The 15639-nt window shown below is 57.5% G+C and carries 16 protein-coding genes, 2 tRNA genes and 1 pseudogene; 12 read left to right on the forward strand and 7 right to left on the reverse strand.

Going from position 1 to position 15639, the window contains the following annotated elements; genetic code table 11:
- Positions 1-495: pseudogene (locus DOU50_RS04195) on the forward strand (nitric oxide reductase transcription regulator); the annotation flags it as partial.
- Here the strand turns inward: DOU50_RS04195 and gutQ are convergent.
- The 7 genes from gutQ to srlA form a co-directional block, all read right to left on the reverse strand.
- The gene (gutQ, locus tag DOU50_RS04200; RefSeq protein ID WP_090418389.1) at positions 492-1457 is read right to left on the reverse strand and encodes an arabinose-5-phosphate isomerase GutQ; all 966 of its coding nucleotides are present in this window, start codon (positions 1455-1457) and stop codon (positions 492-494) included. The pseudogene DOU50_RS04195 and the gene gutQ sit on opposite strands and share 4 nt — an antisense overlap.
- A complete protein-coding gene (srlR, locus tag DOU50_RS04205; RefSeq protein ID WP_090418383.1) occupies positions 1450-2223 on the reverse strand; it encodes a glucitol operon DNA-binding transcriptional repressor SrlR in 774 nt (257 codons plus the stop codon). Before srlR ends, gutQ begins: the two co-directional genes overlap by 8 nt.
- A 63-nt stretch (positions 2224-2286) precedes the next feature.
- On the reverse strand, positions 2287-2646 hold the full coding sequence (gene gutM / locus DOU50_RS04210; RefSeq protein ID WP_032648019.1) for a transcriptional regulator GutM: 360 nt from the start codon (positions 2644-2646) through the stop codon (positions 2287-2289).
- Between the two features lie 67 nt (positions 2647-2713).
- The gene (gene srlD, locus DOU50_RS04215) at positions 2714-3493 is read right to left on the reverse strand and encodes a sorbitol-6-phosphate dehydrogenase (RefSeq protein ID WP_061714567.1); all 780 of its coding nucleotides are present in this window, start codon (positions 3491-3493) and stop codon (positions 2714-2716) included.
- 14 nt (positions 3494-3507) lie between these two features.
- Positions 3508-3870 carry a PTS glucitol/sorbitol transporter subunit IIA gene (srlB, locus tag DOU50_RS04220; protein ID WP_024907705.1) on the reverse strand — a complete coding sequence of 121 codons (363 nt, stop codon included), beginning with the start codon at positions 3868-3870 and terminating at the stop codon, positions 3508-3510.
- Positions 3871-3882: 12 nt separating this feature from the next.
- Positions 3883-4842: a PTS glucitol/sorbitol transporter subunit IIB gene (locus tag DOU50_RS04225; protein WP_024907704.1), complete on the reverse strand. Its 960-nt coding sequence runs from the start codon at positions 4840-4842 to the stop codon at positions 3883-3885.
- A complete protein-coding gene (srlA, locus tag DOU50_RS04230) occupies positions 4839-5402 on the reverse strand; it encodes a PTS glucitol/sorbitol transporter subunit IIC (protein WP_003862164.1) in 564 nt (187 codons plus the stop codon). The genes DOU50_RS04225 and srlA overlap by 4 nt, the downstream gene beginning before the upstream one ends.
- 251 nt (positions 5403-5653) lie before the next feature.
- Here srlA and mltB point away from each other — a divergent pair, with 251 nt between their 5' ends.
- From mltB to DOU50_RS04285, 11 genes are all read left to right on the forward strand, one after another.
- Entirely contained in the window at positions 5654-6754 is a 1101-nt protein-coding gene (mltB, locus tag DOU50_RS04235) for a lytic murein transglycosylase B (protein WP_193745671.1), read from the forward strand.
- Positions 6755-7066: 312 nt separating this feature from the next.
- Positions 7067-7720, forward strand: coding sequence for a metal ABC transporter ATP-binding protein (locus DOU50_RS04240; protein WP_048991903.1), 654 nt, complete (start codon positions 7067-7069; stop codon positions 7718-7720).
- Positions 7717-8577: a metal ABC transporter permease gene (locus DOU50_RS04245; RefSeq protein ID WP_148768877.1), complete on the forward strand. Its 861-nt coding sequence runs from the start codon at positions 7717-7719 to the stop codon at positions 8575-8577. The genes DOU50_RS04240 and DOU50_RS04245 overlap by 4 nt, the downstream gene beginning before the upstream one ends.
- A gap of 14 nt (positions 8578-8591) precedes the next feature.
- A complete protein-coding gene (locus DOU50_RS04250) occupies positions 8592-9470 on the forward strand; it encodes a metal ABC transporter substrate-binding protein (protein ID WP_148768878.1) in 879 nt (292 codons plus the stop codon).
- Between the two features lie 129 nt (positions 9471-9599).
- Entirely contained in the window at positions 9600-10097 is a 498-nt protein-coding gene (gene pncC / locus DOU50_RS04255; protein WP_023308944.1) for a nicotinamide-nucleotide amidase, read from the forward strand.
- 89 nt (positions 10098-10186) lie between these two features.
- Positions 10187-11245 (forward strand): recombinase RecA, encoded by a 1059-nt coding sequence (gene recA, locus DOU50_RS04260; RefSeq protein ID WP_024907698.1) that lies wholly within the window; start codon positions 10187-10189, stop codon positions 11243-11245.
- Positions 11246-11313: 68 nt separating this feature from the next.
- Positions 11314-11814, forward strand: coding sequence for a recombination regulator RecX (gene recX, locus DOU50_RS04265; RefSeq protein ID WP_148768879.1), 501 nt, complete (start codon positions 11314-11316; stop codon positions 11812-11814).
- Between the two features lie 131 nt (positions 11815-11945).
- On the forward strand, positions 11946-14573 hold the full coding sequence (alaS, locus tag DOU50_RS04270; protein WP_108091013.1) for an alanine--tRNA ligase: 2628 nt from the start codon (positions 11946-11948) through the stop codon (positions 14571-14573).
- A 241-nt stretch (positions 14574-14814) separates the two neighbouring features.
- On the forward strand, positions 14815-15000 hold the full coding sequence (gene csrA / locus DOU50_RS04275) for a carbon storage regulator CsrA (protein ID WP_000906486.1): 186 nt from the start codon (positions 14815-14817) through the stop codon (positions 14998-15000).
- 342 nt (positions 15001-15342) lie between these two features.
- Positions 15343-15435, forward strand: a tRNA-Ser gene (locus DOU50_RS04280).
- A 4-nt stretch (positions 15436-15439) separates the two neighbouring features.
- Positions 15440-15516, forward strand: a tRNA-Arg gene (locus tag DOU50_RS04285).
- The last annotated feature ends 123 nt before the right edge of the window (positions 15517-15639 follow it).

The following is a 15639-nucleotide window of genomic DNA, read 5'->3' on the forward strand; positions in this document are numbered from 1 at the left end:
CGCGCCGACCTGTTCCACCGCCTGAGCGTGTTCCCGCTTACCGTGCCGCCGCTGCGCGAGCGCGGGGACGACGTGGTGCTGCTGGCGGGCTATTTCTGCGAACAGTGCCGTCTCAGGATGGGTCTTTCCCGCGTGGTGTTAAGCCCGGGGGCGAGGGCGCATCTGCTGAGCTACGGCTGGCCGGGCAACGTGCGCGAGCTGGAGCATGCGATCCACCGTGCGGTGGTGCTGGCGCGAGCGACGCGTTCGGGTGACGAAGTGGTGATCCACGCGCGCCATTTTGCGCTGCAGGATGAAACCACACCGGCTGTCGTGCAGGCGGCGCCAGGGATAGCGAATGAAAATCTGCGTGAAGCCACGGAGGCGTTTCAGCGTCAGAGGATTACCCGCGCGCTGGAGCAGAATAACCGTAACTGGGCGGCGTGCGCCCGGGCGCTGGAGATGGACGTCGCCAACCTGCACCGGCTGGCGAAGCGTCTCGGACTGAAGGGTTAGATAATCCCGGCCTGATAGAAATCCTGCAGGTTGATGGCACCGCACAGTCTGCCGGCGTCATCCACCACCGGCGCGGCGGTGATTTTGCGCTTCATCAGCACCTCTTTGGCTTCAATGGCGCGGCTCTCGGCGTTCAGCGTCAGCCCGCCCTGTGTCATGGCGTCCGACACTTTGGTTTCCAGCTTGCCGCCGCCCACCAGCCAGCGGCGCAGGTCGCCGTCGGTGAACACGCCTTTGACGTACCCGTCGTCATCGCACACCGCTACCAGCCCCAGGCCGGTGCGGCTCAGCTCCAGCATCGCGTCCATGACGCTGGTATCGAGTTTGACCTGCGGAATAGCATCGTCGGTGCGCATCAGGTGGTGAACCTTGTTGAGCAGGCGTGCCCCGAGCGCGCCCGCCGGATGCGAGCGGGCGAAATCTTCTTCGTTAAAGCCGCGCGCCTGCATTACCGCCATCGCCAGCGCGTCGCCCATCATCAGCGTGTTGACGGTGCTGGATGTCGGGGCGAGGTGCATCGGACAGGCTTCACGATCAACGGAAATATCCAGCGTCGCTTTGGCGGCCAGCGCCAGCGGCGAGCGGGATTTCCCGGTCATCGCCAGCAGGGCGACCGATTTTTCCTGCAGGCGCGGAATAATCAGGTCCAGCTCTTTGGCCGAACCGGAGTAGGAGATAAACAGCATTACGTCGCGGCTTTCTATCATCCCCAGATCGCCGTGCAGCGCCTCTGCAGGATGCACGAAGAACGCCGGGGTGCCGGTGCTGGCGAGCGTCGCGGCAATCTTTTTGCCGATATGGCCGGATTTACCGATGCCTGCCACGATCACTTTGCCTTCGCAGTGGATAATAGTGTTGGCGGCACGGACAAAATCCTCGCCCAGACGTTCCGGCAGGCGGCTGGCTTCCTGCAGTTCCAGCATCAGCGTCTGGCGGCCCGTTTCTAACAGAAAATCACTCATATCCTTCTCCGGTTACGATCACGTCGATGCCTTTCTCTTCCAGCGCTTTCCTGAACGCCGGGTCGATACCCGCGTCGGTAATCAGCTTGTCGACGCTTTCCAGGCTACAGACAATGTTGGGGCTTTTGCGGCCAAACTTCGACGAGTCTGCCATCAAAATTACTTCCCGCGCGGCGTTGCACATGGCTTTACTGACGCTGAACACCTCGTTGAACGTCGTAACCCCCGCGTTCAGGTCGATGCCGTCGGTGCCCATGAACAGTTTATCAAAGCTGAAGTGGTCGAAGGCGTTCTCCGCCAGCTGGCCGTGAAATGAGGCGGATTTTTTGCGGAAGGTGCCGCCGGGCATCAGGATGGTCTGCTCGCTGTCGAACTCTGACAGGGCGTTGACGATGTGCAGGCTGTTGGTCATCACCGTGATGTTGTTAAAGCGGCTGAGCAGCGGGATCATCTGCAGGACGGTGCTGCCGGCGTCAAGGATAATGGAGTCGCCATCGTGGATAAATTTTACCGCCGCTTCGGCAATCAGCGCCTTCTGGTGGGTGTTGATCAGCGTTTTGTGATCGATAGGCGGGTCCGCTTCATCCTTATTGAGCACCACGCCGCCGTAGGTTCGAATGACGGCGCCAGAGTTTTCGAGCAATACCAGGTCCTTGCGTATCGTCGTGCCGGTGGTGTCAAAGTAGTGGGCCAGATCCTCTACCGAACATTTTCCCTGCTTTTGCAGATGTTCGAGAATGGCCGCCTGCCGCTGACGAGGTTTCATAGGCGCTTCGTTCCTTAGGTTGCGAAATGATAATTTCGCAAGTCTATAGCTTTCACAACGAAATTATCCATGTTTCAGATTAAGCGCTAATGATAGTGCATTCTGACAGAGTGGATCATGGGGAAAGATCACATCAGGCTGCAATTCCTGCAACGAAATGCCGTTAATTGCCTGTATTTTCACCGGACGGGCAAAGACGGTCATGCCGCGCATGAGCAGTGAATCGCAGACGTTATTGTTTTCATCCAGCGCAATAGCCACGACGACCCGCGGTTTGAAGCGTCCGCCGGAACGTCCGACCCCGACGCGACCTTTCTGACACAGGGCATCAAACGCGCGGTTAAACTGGTGGATTTGCCAGCCGCCGAACGCCATCTGGCAGAGCCAGGCGAGGGCGGCAACGGTGATGAGTGCGGTGACCATATCGGCTCCTTATTGTATTCCCTCTCCCTGTGGGAGAGGGTTAGGGTGAGGGCATCAGGCCGCTCGATCAGAACATCACCTGCCCACCGGTGACATTAATCGACTGTCCGGTGCAGTACGAGGCTTTCGGGCTGGCGTAAAACAGCAGCATGTTCAGCACGTCCTGGTAATCGCACCCGCGCTTGAGCGGCACTTTATCGATGTAGTACTGCTCCACTTCTTCCGCTTTGATGCCGAGCTTGGTGGCGTACTGCGGCAGCAGGGACTGGAACATCGGCGATTTCAGCAGGTTGCCCAGCATCAGCGAATGCACGGTAATGCCGTATTCGGCCAGATCCAGCGCCAGAGACTGCGTCAGCCCCACGCCGCCAAACTTCGCCGCGCTGTAGCCGGAGTTATGCTTGCTGCCCACTTTCCCTGATTTTGAGTTGATCTGAATGATGCGCCCCTGAATGCTGTCGCGGATCATCAGACGGGAAAACTCGCGGGCGCAGAGGAAATAGCCCACCAGATTCACCTGCAGCGAGCGGTCAAAATCCCCCAGTTCGAAATCGCTGATAAAGGCCGCTTTCGCAATCCCCGCGCTGTAGACCAGCAGGTCGGTGCGTCCAAAAATCTCGTCCACGCCGCGGGCCAGCGCCATCACGCTCTGCTCGCTGGTGGCGTCGGCACCAAACCCGTACGCCATCCCTTCGCCAAACTCGGTGTTAATGGTGTCCGCCACGCGGGCGGCTTTTTCACTCTGAATGTCCACTACCGCCACGCGATAGCCCTCAGCGGCAAGCCCACGGCAGAGGAACTCGCCTAAGGTTTGTCCTCCACCAATGACAACGGCAACCTGACTCATGTGTTTCTCCTTAATTACGCAACAAATTTTAACGTGCAGCCTGGGGTGACAGCCTGCGGAACCGGACCATCAACGTGAACCGTGCCGGGATACTCCGCCTGCGGCTGGCCGTCGAAACGCAGGGTGATGTGGCCCAGCTCGCGCAGGTTTTGTTCAGCGACGTCGCCGACGGCGGTGACGGCATAGCGTGCCTCGCCCAGCTCCAGCTGGCTTCCTGCCTTCAGCTCGCCCTTCAGCTCGCCGTGGCAGTGGATAAAGCAAAACTCTTCGATATCCGCAGGCGCCCCTTCGCGGAAGGTGATTAGCATCTGGTCGCTCAGCGCGTCGGCCGCGCTCTGGCCGATGCGGGTAATGGTGGTCTGGTAAATCACGGTCATCGCAGGAACCTCTTATTGATAAATAAAGCCGGAGACAAACCAGGCAATCAGCACAGTCGGCGCGCCCGTCAGGAAGCGGCTGACCAGCACGGACGGCACGCCCACGCGCACGGTGTCCTGGCGCGCTTCCGCCAGCGACAGCCCCACGGGGATGAAATCGCACGCCGCCTGGGCGTTAATGGCAAACAGGGCGGGCAGGGCGAGGTGCGGAGGGATGTTCCCCAGACCAATCTGCACGCCAATCAGCACGCCGATGACCTGGGCAATCACCGCGCCCGGGCCGAGGAACGGCGACAGCAGCGGGAAGGAGCAGATCAGCGCCAGCGTTACCAGCCCGAGCGGGTGGCTGGCGAGCGGGGCGAGGCCGTGGGCAATCCAGTCGCCCAGGCCGGAGGCCATAATGATGCCGATCAGCGCCGAGACGAACGCCATAAACGGCAGAATGGTCTTCAGCACCGTGTCGATGGTGTCGCGCCCGGACTGGAACAGCACCGCCACGGCGGAACCCATGCCCATCCCGACCTTCGCCAGCAGGCCGTCGCTCTGCTCGGTGATTTTCTTGCTGGTGTCGTACTCGCGCGGGGCCGCTTTTTGCGGCGCGGGGTTGCCATTCACCAGCGTGATGTTGTCCTCCTTCACGCCTGAGACATAAATGTCTTCAAGAATGTACTGCGCCAGCGGGCCGGATTTTCCGGTGGAGTGAATGTTCACCGTCGGAATGCGGCGCTTCGGGTAGATGCCGCAGCGCAGCGTGCCGCCGCAGTCGATCACCGCCACGCCGATTTCCGCTTCCGGCGGTTCCCCTTCCTTGAAGCCGTCGACCGCTTCCCAACCGGTTAGCTCGCGCAGCCTGTCGACGATCGCCGGGCGCGTCCCCGCGGTGATGTAAACAATCTTTTTGCCTTCGGTGGCGTCGAACTCCAGCGGGCCGCCCCAGCCGCCCGTGCCTTTCTCAATGCGGATCCGGTTCATGCTGTGGCTCCTGAAAGATGGACTTTCTGTTCAAGCTGGATGCCCATTTTTTTCTCAAAAATGGCGGTGGTGAGGTCCGTCACCCAGCCGCGGAAAAAGTTGGTGACCAGGCCGACCAGCAGGTAGCTCACCGCCAGCGGGCCGAGCGGCAGGCCAAGCGTGGTGAGACCGCTGGCGATCCCGAGATACACAAACAGCTCGCCGGGGTTGATGTGCGGGAACAGGCCGTTCATCGAATGGCAGCTGTAGGAGGCGGCGGCGTAATAGCTCGGCTTGTACTTTTCCGGCATGAAGCGACCGAGGCTTAAGGTCATCGGGTTGCAGAACACGAAGGTGCCGATAAAGGGCAGTATCAGGTAGCGGGACAGCGGATTCCCGGCACAGCGCTGGGCGAAGCGTTCAATACGCTGCTGGCCGATAAAGTTGATCAGCGCGTTCATGATCACCAGCAGGCTGATCAGCAGGGGCAGGATCCCGGTCACCATGCCGGTGAACACTTCTCCGCCTTTCTGAAACAGCCCGATGAACCACTCGGCGCCGTGGGTGATGGTTTCTATCATTCTTCTCTCCTGTGGGGCGTTTGTTTTTGTCTATCTGCGGCTAATAATAATCACTTTGAAAGGTTTTAAAGTGTTAGTTAGATCTCACAATGAAAGAAAAATGTATTATTTTGAAAGTTAATTGACGTGATGAATGATTTTCGGTGTTAAAAAGCGCGGATTTGCGTGGGGGAGGTGCGTACCGCTTCCTTGAGGTGTTGCGGATGCTTTACCATACTGGGTTCTTATCGAACCCGTTAAATGGATGTCTCATGTTCAAGCGTCGTTATGCAGCGCTGTTGCCTGCGCTTATTCTGCTGTCTGCCTGTAGTAGCAAACCTAAGACCGAAGCCGTTCAGCAAACGGCGGGCGCGCCTTCCGGAGGATTCCTGCTGGAGCCGCAGCACAATATGATGCAGATGGGCGGCGACTTCGCGAATAACCCGGCGGCCGAGCAGTTCATCGATAAAATGGTGAGCAAACACGGCTTTGACAGACAGCAGCTGCACGAAATTTTGTCTCAGGCCAAGCGTCTGGACTACGTGCTGCGCCTGATGGACAGGCAGGCGCCGACGGCCCAGGTGCCGAGCGGGCCAAACGGCGCGTGGCTGCGCTATCGCAAACAGTTTATTACCCCGGACAACGTGCAAAACGGCGTGGTGTTCTGGAATCAGTATGAAGATGCGCTCAACCGCGCGTGGCAGGTGTACGGCGTACCGCCTGAAATCATTGTCGGGATTATTGGCGTGGAAACCCGCTGGGGCCGCGTGATGGGTAAAACCCGCATCCTGGATGCGCTGGCGACGCTCTCCTTTAACTACCCGCGCCGCGCGGAGTATTTCTCTTCCGAGCTGGAAACCTTCCTGCTGATGGCGCGCAACGAGCAGGACGATCCGCTCGATCTGAAAGGGTCGTTTGCCGGCGCGATGGGCTACGGCCAGTTTATGCCGTCGTCCTATAAACAGTATGCCGTCGACTTTAACGGAGATGGTCACATCAACCTGTGGGATCCGGTGGATGCCATCGGCAGCGTGGCGAACTACTTCAAAGCGCACGGCTGGGTGCCGGGCGGCCAGGTGGCGGTGCAGGCGAACGGTCAGGCGCCGGGGCTGGAAAATGGCTTCAAAACCAACTATAGCATTTCGCAGCTGACCGCGGCAGGCTTAACGCCAACGCAGCCGCTGGGTAATGCGCAACAGGCGAGCCTGCTGCGTCTGGATGTCGGAACGGGCTATCAGTACTGGTACGGCCTGCCGAACTTCTACGCCATTACCCGCTATAACCACAGCACTCACTATGCGATGGCGGTGTGGCAACTGGGGCTGGCTGTATCCCAGGCCCGCGTGCCGGCGGCGTCACCGTTTAGTCAGTAAGCTGCTCCGACGGGTAGGCCGGGTAAGGCAACGCCGCCACCCGGCATGGCGGCGCGCACGGTGCGGCCTGATGCCCTCACCCTGACCCTCTCCCACGGGAGAGGGAAGTTTTGCAGAAACATTTCGCCACACTCCCTTTTAAACCCTCCATTTACATCTTAACCGTCTTTCATTATTGTTATGTTATAACATTTAATGCGGTATCGACATGTCAACGTCCCTTTTTTCTCTGTCTGCTCTGGTTCGGCTTTTGCTGGCGCTGGTGCTTGTTGTCTTTATCGGGCTGGCCGTGCGCTGGGCGGTGGCATTGCCATGATCGTGATGAATGAACTGGTCGCGGGTTATGAACGCCTGCCCGTTACGCGACCCCTCTCGGGCACGATTGAGCGCGGAAGCATGACCGCCATTATCGGCGCTAACGGCTGCGGGAAATCCACGCTGCTGAAAACGCTGGCGGGATTTATCCCGCCCGTCAGCGGTGGTTTCCGCTGGCAGGGTAAGCGTCCGGTAATCGGCTGGCTGGCACAGCGTCACGCGCTGGAGGCGCAGTTTCCGCTGACCGTACAGGACGTCGTAAGCATGGGCTGCTGGCCGGGCATTTCGCTTTTCTCCGGGTTTCGTCGCGAAACGCGGCTGCGCATTGCCAGTGCGCTTGAGCGCGTTGGGCTGGCATCCATGGCGTTATCCACCATTGATGAACTCTCCGGCGGTCAGTTTCAGCGCATGCTGTTTGCCCGCGTCCTGGTGCAGCAGGCGCCGCTGGTGATGCTGGATGAACCCTTTACCGGGGTCGATGAGGCCACCTGCAACGTGCTGATGGATGTGATGCTGGAGATGTACATGCAGGGGCAAACGCTGCTCGCGGTACTGCACGACAGCGAACGCGTGTCGCGCCATTTCCCGCAGACGTTACGGCTGGATGCTGACGTACCTCAGTGGAAAACCGAGCGGGTGAGGGTGGCATGATCTGGCATCTCTTTTTTCAGCCGTTTATTGAGTACGGCTTTATGCGTCGCGCGCTGGTGGTTTGCCTGGCGCTCTCCGTCAGCACTACCGCGCTTGGCGTGTTTCTTCAGCTGCGCCGGATGAGCCTGATGGGCGATGCCCTTTCTCACGCCATTTTACCGGGTGTTGCCGTGGGCTATTTGCTCAGCGGTATGTCGCTGCTGGCGATGAGTATCGGCGGTTTTATCGCGGGCATTACCGTGGCGCTGCTGGCCGGTCTGGTCAGTCGCCGCACGCCGCTGAAAGAAGATGCCAGCTTTGCCGGGTTTTATCTCGGCTCACTGGCGCTGGGGGTTACGCTGGTGTCGCTTCGCGGGTCGAATGTCGATCTGCTGCATCTGCTGTTTGGCTCCATCCTCGCCGTGGACAACGACGCCGCGCTGTTTGTCACGGGCGTGTGTATGTTCACCCTTATCGTACTGGCGATGTTCTATCGCGGACTGGTTACCGAAGCGTTTGACACCGCCTGGCTACAGGTGAACGCCCGCTGGCTGCCCGGCTTGCTGCACGGACTGTTTCTGGCGCTGCTGGTCCTTAACCTGGTGGCCGGTTTTCAGGTGCTCGGCACGCTGATGGCCGTCGGGCTGATGATGCTTCCGGCCGTGGCGGCACGCTGCTGGGTGCGCACGTTACCTGCCTTACTCCTGATGGCGGGTATCAGCGGTATTTTCTGCGCATGGCTGGGGCTGAGCCTCTCCTGGGCGATGAGTCTACCGGCCGGGCCATCCATTGTGCTCACCGCCAGCGCGCTGTTCTTTATTTCCATTTTATTGGGTACGCGAAGCAGGCTCGCTGGCAGTCTGCGGGCGTATTTATAACGCAAGGGGAAACGATGAAACGTACAGGATTAGTAGTGGCGCTTGCGCTGGGGATGATGTCGCACGGCGTGATGGCGAAAACGCTGAATGTGGTCACCAGCTTTTCGATACTGGGGGACATCACCCAGGAGGTGGGCGGTGACCATGTGAAGGTGACGACGCTGGTCGGGCCGGACGGCGATCCGCATACCTTCGAACCATCGCCGAAAGACAGCGCGGCGCTGAGCAAGGCCGATGTGGTGGTGGTGAACGGTCTGGGGCTGGAGGGCTGGCTTGACCGTCTGGTGAAAGCCTCCGGGTTCAAAGGACAGCTGGTCGTCGCCTCAACCGGGGTGAAAACCCACACGCTTGAGGAAGATGGAAAGACCGTGACCGATCCGCACGCGTGGAACAGTGCGGCGAACGGGGCGCTGTATGCGCAAAATATTCTGAACGGGCTGGTGAAAGCCGATCCGGATGACAAAGCCGCGCTGGAAGCCTCCGGTAAACCGTATATCGCGCAGCTTAGCCAGTTGGATAACTGGGCCAAAACGCGCTTTAGCCAGATCCCGCCGGCGAAGCGTAAAGTGCTGACCAGCCATGACGCGTTCGGCTATTTCAGCCGCGCCTACGGCGTGACGTTTATGGCGCCGCAGGGGCTGTCGTCTGAGAGCGAAGCCAGCGCGGCGCAGGTCGCTGAGATTATCAATCAGATCAAAGCCGACGGCGTAAAAACCTGGTTTATGGAAAATCAGCTCGATCCGCGTCTGGTTAAACAGATTGCGTCGGCGACGGGCGCGCAGCCTGGGGGCGAACTTTATCCGGAAGCGTTGTCGGCAAAAGGCGGGGTGGCAGACACCTACGTTAAGGCGTTTCGCCACAATGTGAACACTCTCGCTGACAGCATGAAATAACCTTTCCACTGCCGGTGCGTCCGTACCGGCTTTTTTCTGAAGCCCCCTCGTAAAACCTGAAGTGCATCCCCACATCTGACGAGAAAGTGCTATCTTGTGCAGCACGTTTTTCTGATGCCTGGAGCGAGAATGACTGACCATGAATTGATGCAGCTTAGCGAGATAGTGGGCCTTGCGCTGAAGCAGCGTGGCGCGACAATCACCACTGCGGAGTCCTGCACCGGCGGCTGGGTGGCGAAAGCGATTACCGATATTGCCGGCAGTTCCGCCTGGTTTGAACGCGGTTTTGTGACCTACAGTAACGAAGCTAAAGCACAGATGATTGGCGTGCGTGAATCCACGCTGGAACAGCATGGCGCGGTCAGCGAACCGGTGGTCATCGAGATGGCGATTGGCGCGCTCAAAGAGGCGCGCGCAGATTACGCGATTTCCATTAGCGGCATTGCGGGCCCGGACGGCGGCAGCGACGTGAAGCCTGTCGGCACCGTCTGGTTTGGGTTCGCCACGTCCAAAGGGGAAGGGATCACCCGTCGGGAGTGCTTCAGCGGCGATCGCGAAAGCGTGCGTCGTCAGGCAACCGTTTATGCGTTAAAAACGCTCTGGCAACAATTTCTACAAAACACTTGATACTGTATGACCATACAGTATAATTGCACCAACAGAACAGAAATCCACGGTGAAGCACAGTCGCTTCTCCCGGCATGACAGGAGTAATAATGGCTATCGACGAAAACAAACAGAAAGCGTTGGCGGCAGCACTGGGCCAGATCGAAAAGCAATTCGGTAAAGGCTCCATCATGCGCCTGGGTGAAGACCGTTCCATGGATGTGGAAACCATCTCCACCGGTTCGCTTTCTCTGGATATCGCGCTGGGCGCTGGCGGTCTGCCTATGGGCCGTATCGTAGAAATCTACGGGCCAGAGTCCTCCGGTAAAACCACCCTGACGCTGCAGGTGATTGCCGCGGCACAGCGCGAAGGTAAAACCTGTGCGTTTATCGATGCCGAGCACGCGCTGGACCCTGTTTATGCCCGCAAACTGGGTGTAGATATCGACAACCTGCTGTGTTCTCAGCCGGACACCGGTGAGCAGGCGCTGGAAATTTGTGACGCGCTGGCGCGTTCTGGTGCCGTTGACGTTATCGTGGTCGACTCCGTTGCCGCACTGACGCCAAAAGCCGAAATCGAAGGTGAAATCGGCGACTCTCACATGGGTCTCGCGGCACGTATGATGAGCCAGGCGATGCGTAAGCTGGCCGGTAACCTGAAGCAGTCCAACACGCTGCTGATCTTCATCAACCAGATCCGTATGAAAATTGGTGTGATGTTCGGTAACCCGGAAACCACGACCGGGGGTAACGCACTGAAATTCTACGCCTCTGTCCGTCTGGATATCCGTCGTATCGGTGCGGTGAAAGAGGGCGAGAACGTGGTGGGTAGCGAAACCCGCGTGAAGGTTGTGAAGAACAAAATCGCTGCGCCGTTCAAGCAGGCTGAGTTCCAGATCCTCTATGGCGAAGGTATTAACTTCTTCGGTGAGCTGGTTGACCTGGGCGTGAAAGAGAAGCTGATTGAAAAAGCGGGCGCCTGGTACAGCTACAACGGTGACAAGATTGGTCAGGGTAAAGCGAATGCCATCTCCTGGCTGAAAGAGAACCCGGCTGCGGCGAAAGAGATCGAGAAGAAGGTACGTGAGCTTCTGCTGAACAACCAGGACTCCACGCCAGATTTCGCGGTTGATAGCGCGGATGCTGAAGAAACTAACGAAGACTTTTAATTCTTTCGTTTAACAATGAAGGGCTGCTGATGCGGCCCTTTTTGCATTTCTGAATCAGCAGGTTTTTTATGAGTGAACCGACAACACGTCGACCCGCGTATGCACGCCTACTGGATCGCGCGGTGCGCATCCTGGCCGTGCGTGACCACAGTGAACAGGAGCTGCGGCGGAAGCTGTCGGCACCGGTGATGAGTAAAAACGGGCCGGAAGATATTGATGCCACTGCGGAAGATTATGACCGCGTCATCGCCTGGTGCTATGAGCATCGCTATCTTGATGACGAGCGTTTTGCCTCGCGGTTTCTCGCCAGCCGTGGCCGCAAGGGATACGGGCCCGCGCGCATCCGGCAGGAGCTAAACCAGAAAGGGGTGGCCCGGGAGTCCATCGAAAAAGCGATGCGCGAATGCGACATTGACTGGTGCGAGCTGGCAAAAGAGCAGGCCATTCGTAAGTACGGCGAACCGCTGCCGCGTGAATTTTCAGAAAAAGTCAAAATCCAGCGCTTTTTGCTCTACCGCGGCTTTCTGATGGAAGATATTCAGGATATCTGGCGTAATTTTGCCGATTGAACGCATGCGGGATTTTACTTCCCACTAAAGAAAACTTATCTTATTCCCACTTTTTCCAGTAGCTGGTCTGTCCAACGGTTTACCGATACAGGCTGGTTACGACATTTCGTTAGCTTGATTTCAGGATAATTATGAGCAAGAGCACCGCTGAGATCCGTCAGGCGTTTCTCGATTTTTTCCATAGTAAGGGACACCAGGTTGTTGCCAGCAGCTCCCTGGTACCGAACAACGATCCGACTCTGCTGTTTACCAACGCCGGGATGAACCAGTTCAAGGATGTGTTCCTTGGGCTCGACAAGCGTAATTATTCCCGCGCCACAACCTCACAGCGTTGCGTGCGTGCGGGCGGTAAACACAACGACCTGGAAAACGTCGGTTACACCGCGCGTCACCATACGTTCTTCGAAATGCTGGGTAACTTCAGCTTCGGCGACTACTTCAAACACGATGCTATTCAATATGCGTGGGAGCTGCTGACCGGTGAAAACTGGTTCAACCTGCCGAAAGAGCGTCTGTGGGTTACCGTCTATGAAACCGATGACGAAGCCTACGAAATCTGGGAAAAAGAAGTCGGGATCCCGCGCGAGCGTATTATTCGCATCGGTGATAACAAAGGCGCGCCATACGCGTCTGACAACTTCTGGCAGATGGGTGATACCGGCCCTTGCGGCCCGTGCACCGAGATCTTCTACGATCACGGCGACCACATCTGGGGCGGCCCTCCAGGCAGCCCGGAAGAAGACGGCGATCGCTACATTGAGATCTGGAACATCGTCTTCATGCAGTTCAACCGTCAGGCCGACGGTACGATGGAGCCGCTGCCGAAACCTTCCGTTGATACCGGTATGGGTCTGGAGCGTATTGCCGCGGTACTGCAGCACGTTAACTCCAACTATGAGATTGACCTGTTCAGCACTCTGATCAAAGCCGTTGCCGAAGTGACCGGTGCGACCGATCTGAACAACAAATCGCTGCGCGTTATCGCAGACCACATTCGTTCCTGCGCGTTCCTGATTGCCGACGGCGTTATCCCGTCGAATGAAAACCGTGGCTACGTGCTGCGTCGTATCATTCGTCGTGCCATCCGTCACGGCAACATGCTGGGCGCGAAGGACACCTTCTTCTATAAACTCGTTGGGCCACTGATTGGCGTGATGGGTGCTGCCGGTGATGAGCTGAAACGCCAGCAGGCGCAGGTAGAGCAGGTTCTGAAAACCGAAGAAGAACAGTTTGCGCGTACGCTGGAGCGCGGTCTGGCGCTGCTGGACGAAGAGCTGGCGAAACTTAAGGGCGACACGCTGGATGGCGAAACCGCTTTCCGCCTGTACGACACCTACGGCTTCCCGGTTGACCTGACGGCGGACGTTTGCCGCGAGCGCAACATCAAAGTTGACGAAGCGGGCTTCGAAGCCGCGATGGAAGAGCAGCGCCGTCGTGCGCGCGAGTCCAGCGGTTTCGGTGCAGACTACAACGCGATGATCCGCGTTGATAGCGCGTCAGAATTCAAAGGTTATGAGGCGCTGGAGCTGACCGGCAAAGTGACCGCCCTGTTTGTTGACGGTAAAGCTGTGGACAGCATCAGCGCGGGTCAGGATGCGGTGGTCATTCTGGACAAAACGCCGTTCTACGCGGAATCCGGCGGTCAGGTTGGCGATAAAGGCGAGCTGAAAGGCAATGGTTTCAGCTTCAGCGTCAGCGACACCCAGAAATACGGTCAGGCGATTGGTCACCAGGGCAAACTGGTTTCCGGTTCTCTGAAAGTGGGTGAGGGCGTCCAGGCTAACGTTGATGAAGCTCGCCGCGCGCGCATTCGTCTGAACCACTCTGCAACCCACCTGATGCACGCTGCCCTGCGCGACGTACTCGGTACTCACGTTGCACAGAAAGGTTCTCTGGTTAACGACAAAGTGCTGCGTTTCGACTTCTCGCATTTTGAAGCGATGAAACCGTCTGAAATCCGCGCGGTGGAAGATCTGGTGAACGCGCAGATCCGTCGCAACCTGCCAATCGAGACCCATATCATGGATCTCGAGGACGCGAAGAAAAAAGGTGCGATGGCGCTGTTTGGTGAGAAATACGACGAGCGCGTTCGCGTGCTGAGCATGGGCGATTTCTCTACCGAGCTGTGCGGCGGTACGCACGCCTCGCGCACCGGTGATATCGGCCTGTTCCGCATTGTTTCCGAGTCGGGTACGGCGGCAGGTGTGCGTCGTATTGAAGCGGTGACCGGTGAAGGTGCGATTGCCAGCCTGCATGCGCAGAGCGATCAGCTGCACGACATCGCGCAGCTGCTGAAGGGCGATAGCCAGAACCTGGGCGAGAAAGTGCGCGTTGCGCTGGATCGCACGCGTCAGCTGGAAAAAGAGCTGCAGCAGCTGAAAGAGCAGGCTGCGGCGCAGGAGAGTGCAAACCTCTCCAGCAAGGCTGTAGACATTAAGGGCGTCAAACTGCTGGTCAGCGATCTGGCGGGCGTTGAGCCTAAGATGCTGCGTACTATGGTCGACGATCTCAAGAACCAGCTTGGTTCTACCGTTATCGTGCTGGCGACAGTGGCAGAAGGTAAGGTTTCTCTGATTGCGGGCGTCTCTAAGGATGTGACTGACCGCGTAAAAGCAGGGGAACTGATTGGTATGGTCGCTCAGCAGGTGGGCGGCAAGGGTGGCGGTCGTCCGGACATGGCGCAAGCCGGTGGTACGGATGCGGCGGCACTCCCGCAAGCTTTGGCCAGCGTTGAAAGCTGGGTAAGCGCGAAACTGTAATAACTACAAAGCACAAACAGACGCCATAGCGGTAACGTTATGGCGTCTTGTTCACTGTGCTATCGATAACGATAAAGTCAGGTTGAGTTTGTGTATATCGGCTAAACTTACGTTTAACAGAATGTGATGCCGTGACTGCTTACACTTTACGTGTTTGTCATCGCTTACTTTTTGGCGTTATATGATGGATAATGCCGGGATACAAGAGACCCGACTCTTTTAATCTTTCAAGGAGCAAAGAATGCTGATTCTGACTCGTCGAGTTGGTGAGACCCTCATGATTGGGGATGAGGTCACCGTGACAGTTTTAGGGGTAAAGGGTAACCAGGTACGTATTGGTGTTAACGCTCCTAAAGAAGTATCTGTCCACCGTGAAGAGATCTACCAGCGTATCCAGGCTGAAAAATCCCAGCAGTCCAGTTACTGATATTGTCGCGTCTCGCTGTCGGGCGAGACGCAACCCTCCTGTCATTTTTCCTGCTCAACGTTACCGTTTAATTTCAAACGCTCTCTTTTTAACCACTCCGTTACCCTAAACTCGCTCTTACGCCGCCATTTCTGCATAGGTTTTCTGTGAAGATGCCTGCAAAATCCGCTTATAAAACACCCTCTTTGCGGCTTTTACATGCGAATTGCGTGTGATTTGTGCAAACGATAAAAGCTTTTGGAAAATTGTTTGACTTATAAGTCCCAGAAAGTAATATATGCGCCACGCAGCGACGAGAAGCTCTTAACGAGTAACTCGAAGCACTCGAAAGAGGCGTTGTGTGGTGAGGTGGCCGAGAGGCTGAAGGCGCTCCCCTGCTAAGGGAGTATGCGGTCAAAAGCTGCATCCGGGGTTCGAATCCCCGCCTCACCGCCATTTTGCATCCGTAGCTCAGCTGGATAGAGTACTCGGCTACGAACCGAGCGGTCGGAGGTTCGAATCCTCCCGGATGCACCATCTATTACTTCATATTGCTTTAGAAGTGATATGAATATCGAGCAGTACAGTAGTAAATCCCGATGCATCCGTAGCTCAGCTGGATAGAGTACTCGGCTACGAACCGAGCGGTCGGAGGTTCGA

The sequence above is a fragment of the Enterobacter sp. C6 genome, from assembly GCF_008122455.1.
Taxonomy (GTDB): Bacteria; Pseudomonadota; Gammaproteobacteria; order Enterobacterales; family Enterobacteriaceae; genus Enterobacter; species Enterobacter pseudoroggenkampii.

Excerpts from the sequence above, each read along its gene's own strand:
- gutQ (WP_090418389.1), bottom strand. The coding sequence starts at position 1,457 with ATGAGTGATTTTCTGTTAGAAACGGGCCGCCAGACGCTGATGCTGGAA.
- srlR (WP_090418383.1), bottom strand. The coding sequence starts at position 2,223 with ATGAAACCTCGTCAGCGGCAGGCGGCCATTCTCGAACATCTGCAAAAG.
- gutM (WP_032648019.1), bottom strand. The coding sequence starts at position 2,646 with ATGGTCACCGCACTCATCACCGTTGCCGCCCTCGCCTGGCTCTGCCAG.
- srlD (WP_061714567.1), bottom strand. The coding sequence starts at position 3,493 with ATGAGTCAGGTTGCCGTTGTCATTGGTGGAGGACAAACCTTAGGCGAG.
- srlB (WP_024907705.1), bottom strand. The coding sequence starts at position 3,870 with ATGACCGTGATTTACCAGACCACCATTACCCGCATCGGCCAGAGCGCG.
- DOU50_RS04225 (WP_024907704.1), bottom strand. The coding sequence starts at position 4,842 with ATGAACCGGATCCGCATTGAGAAAGGCACGGGCGGCTGGGGCGGCCCG.
- srlA (WP_003862164.1), bottom strand. The coding sequence starts at position 5,402 with ATGATAGAAACCATCACCCACGGCGCCGAGTGGTTCATCGGGCTGTTT.
- mltB (WP_193745671.1), top strand. The coding sequence starts at position 5,654 with ATGTTCAAGCGTCGTTATGCAGCGCTGTTGCCTGCGCTTATTCTGCTG.
- DOU50_RS04240 (WP_048991903.1), top strand. The coding sequence starts at position 7,067 with ATGATCGTGATGAATGAACTGGTCGCGGGTTATGAACGCCTGCCCGTT.
- DOU50_RS04245 (WP_148768877.1), top strand. The coding sequence starts at position 7,717 with ATGATCTGGCATCTCTTTTTTCAGCCGTTTATTGAGTACGGCTTTATG.
- DOU50_RS04250 (WP_148768878.1), top strand. The coding sequence starts at position 8,592 with ATGAAACGTACAGGATTAGTAGTGGCGCTTGCGCTGGGGATGATGTCG.
- pncC (WP_023308944.1), top strand. The coding sequence starts at position 9,600 with ATGACTGACCATGAATTGATGCAGCTTAGCGAGATAGTGGGCCTTGCG.
- recA (WP_024907698.1), top strand. The coding sequence starts at position 10,187 with ATGGCTATCGACGAAAACAAACAGAAAGCGTTGGCGGCAGCACTGGGC.
- recX (WP_148768879.1), top strand. The coding sequence starts at position 11,314 with ATGAGTGAACCGACAACACGTCGACCCGCGTATGCACGCCTACTGGAT.
- alaS (WP_108091013.1), top strand. The coding sequence starts at position 11,946 with ATGAGCAAGAGCACCGCTGAGATCCGTCAGGCGTTTCTCGATTTTTTC.
- csrA (WP_000906486.1), top strand. The coding sequence starts at position 14,815 with ATGCTGATTCTGACTCGTCGAGTTGGTGAGACCCTCATGATTGGGGAT.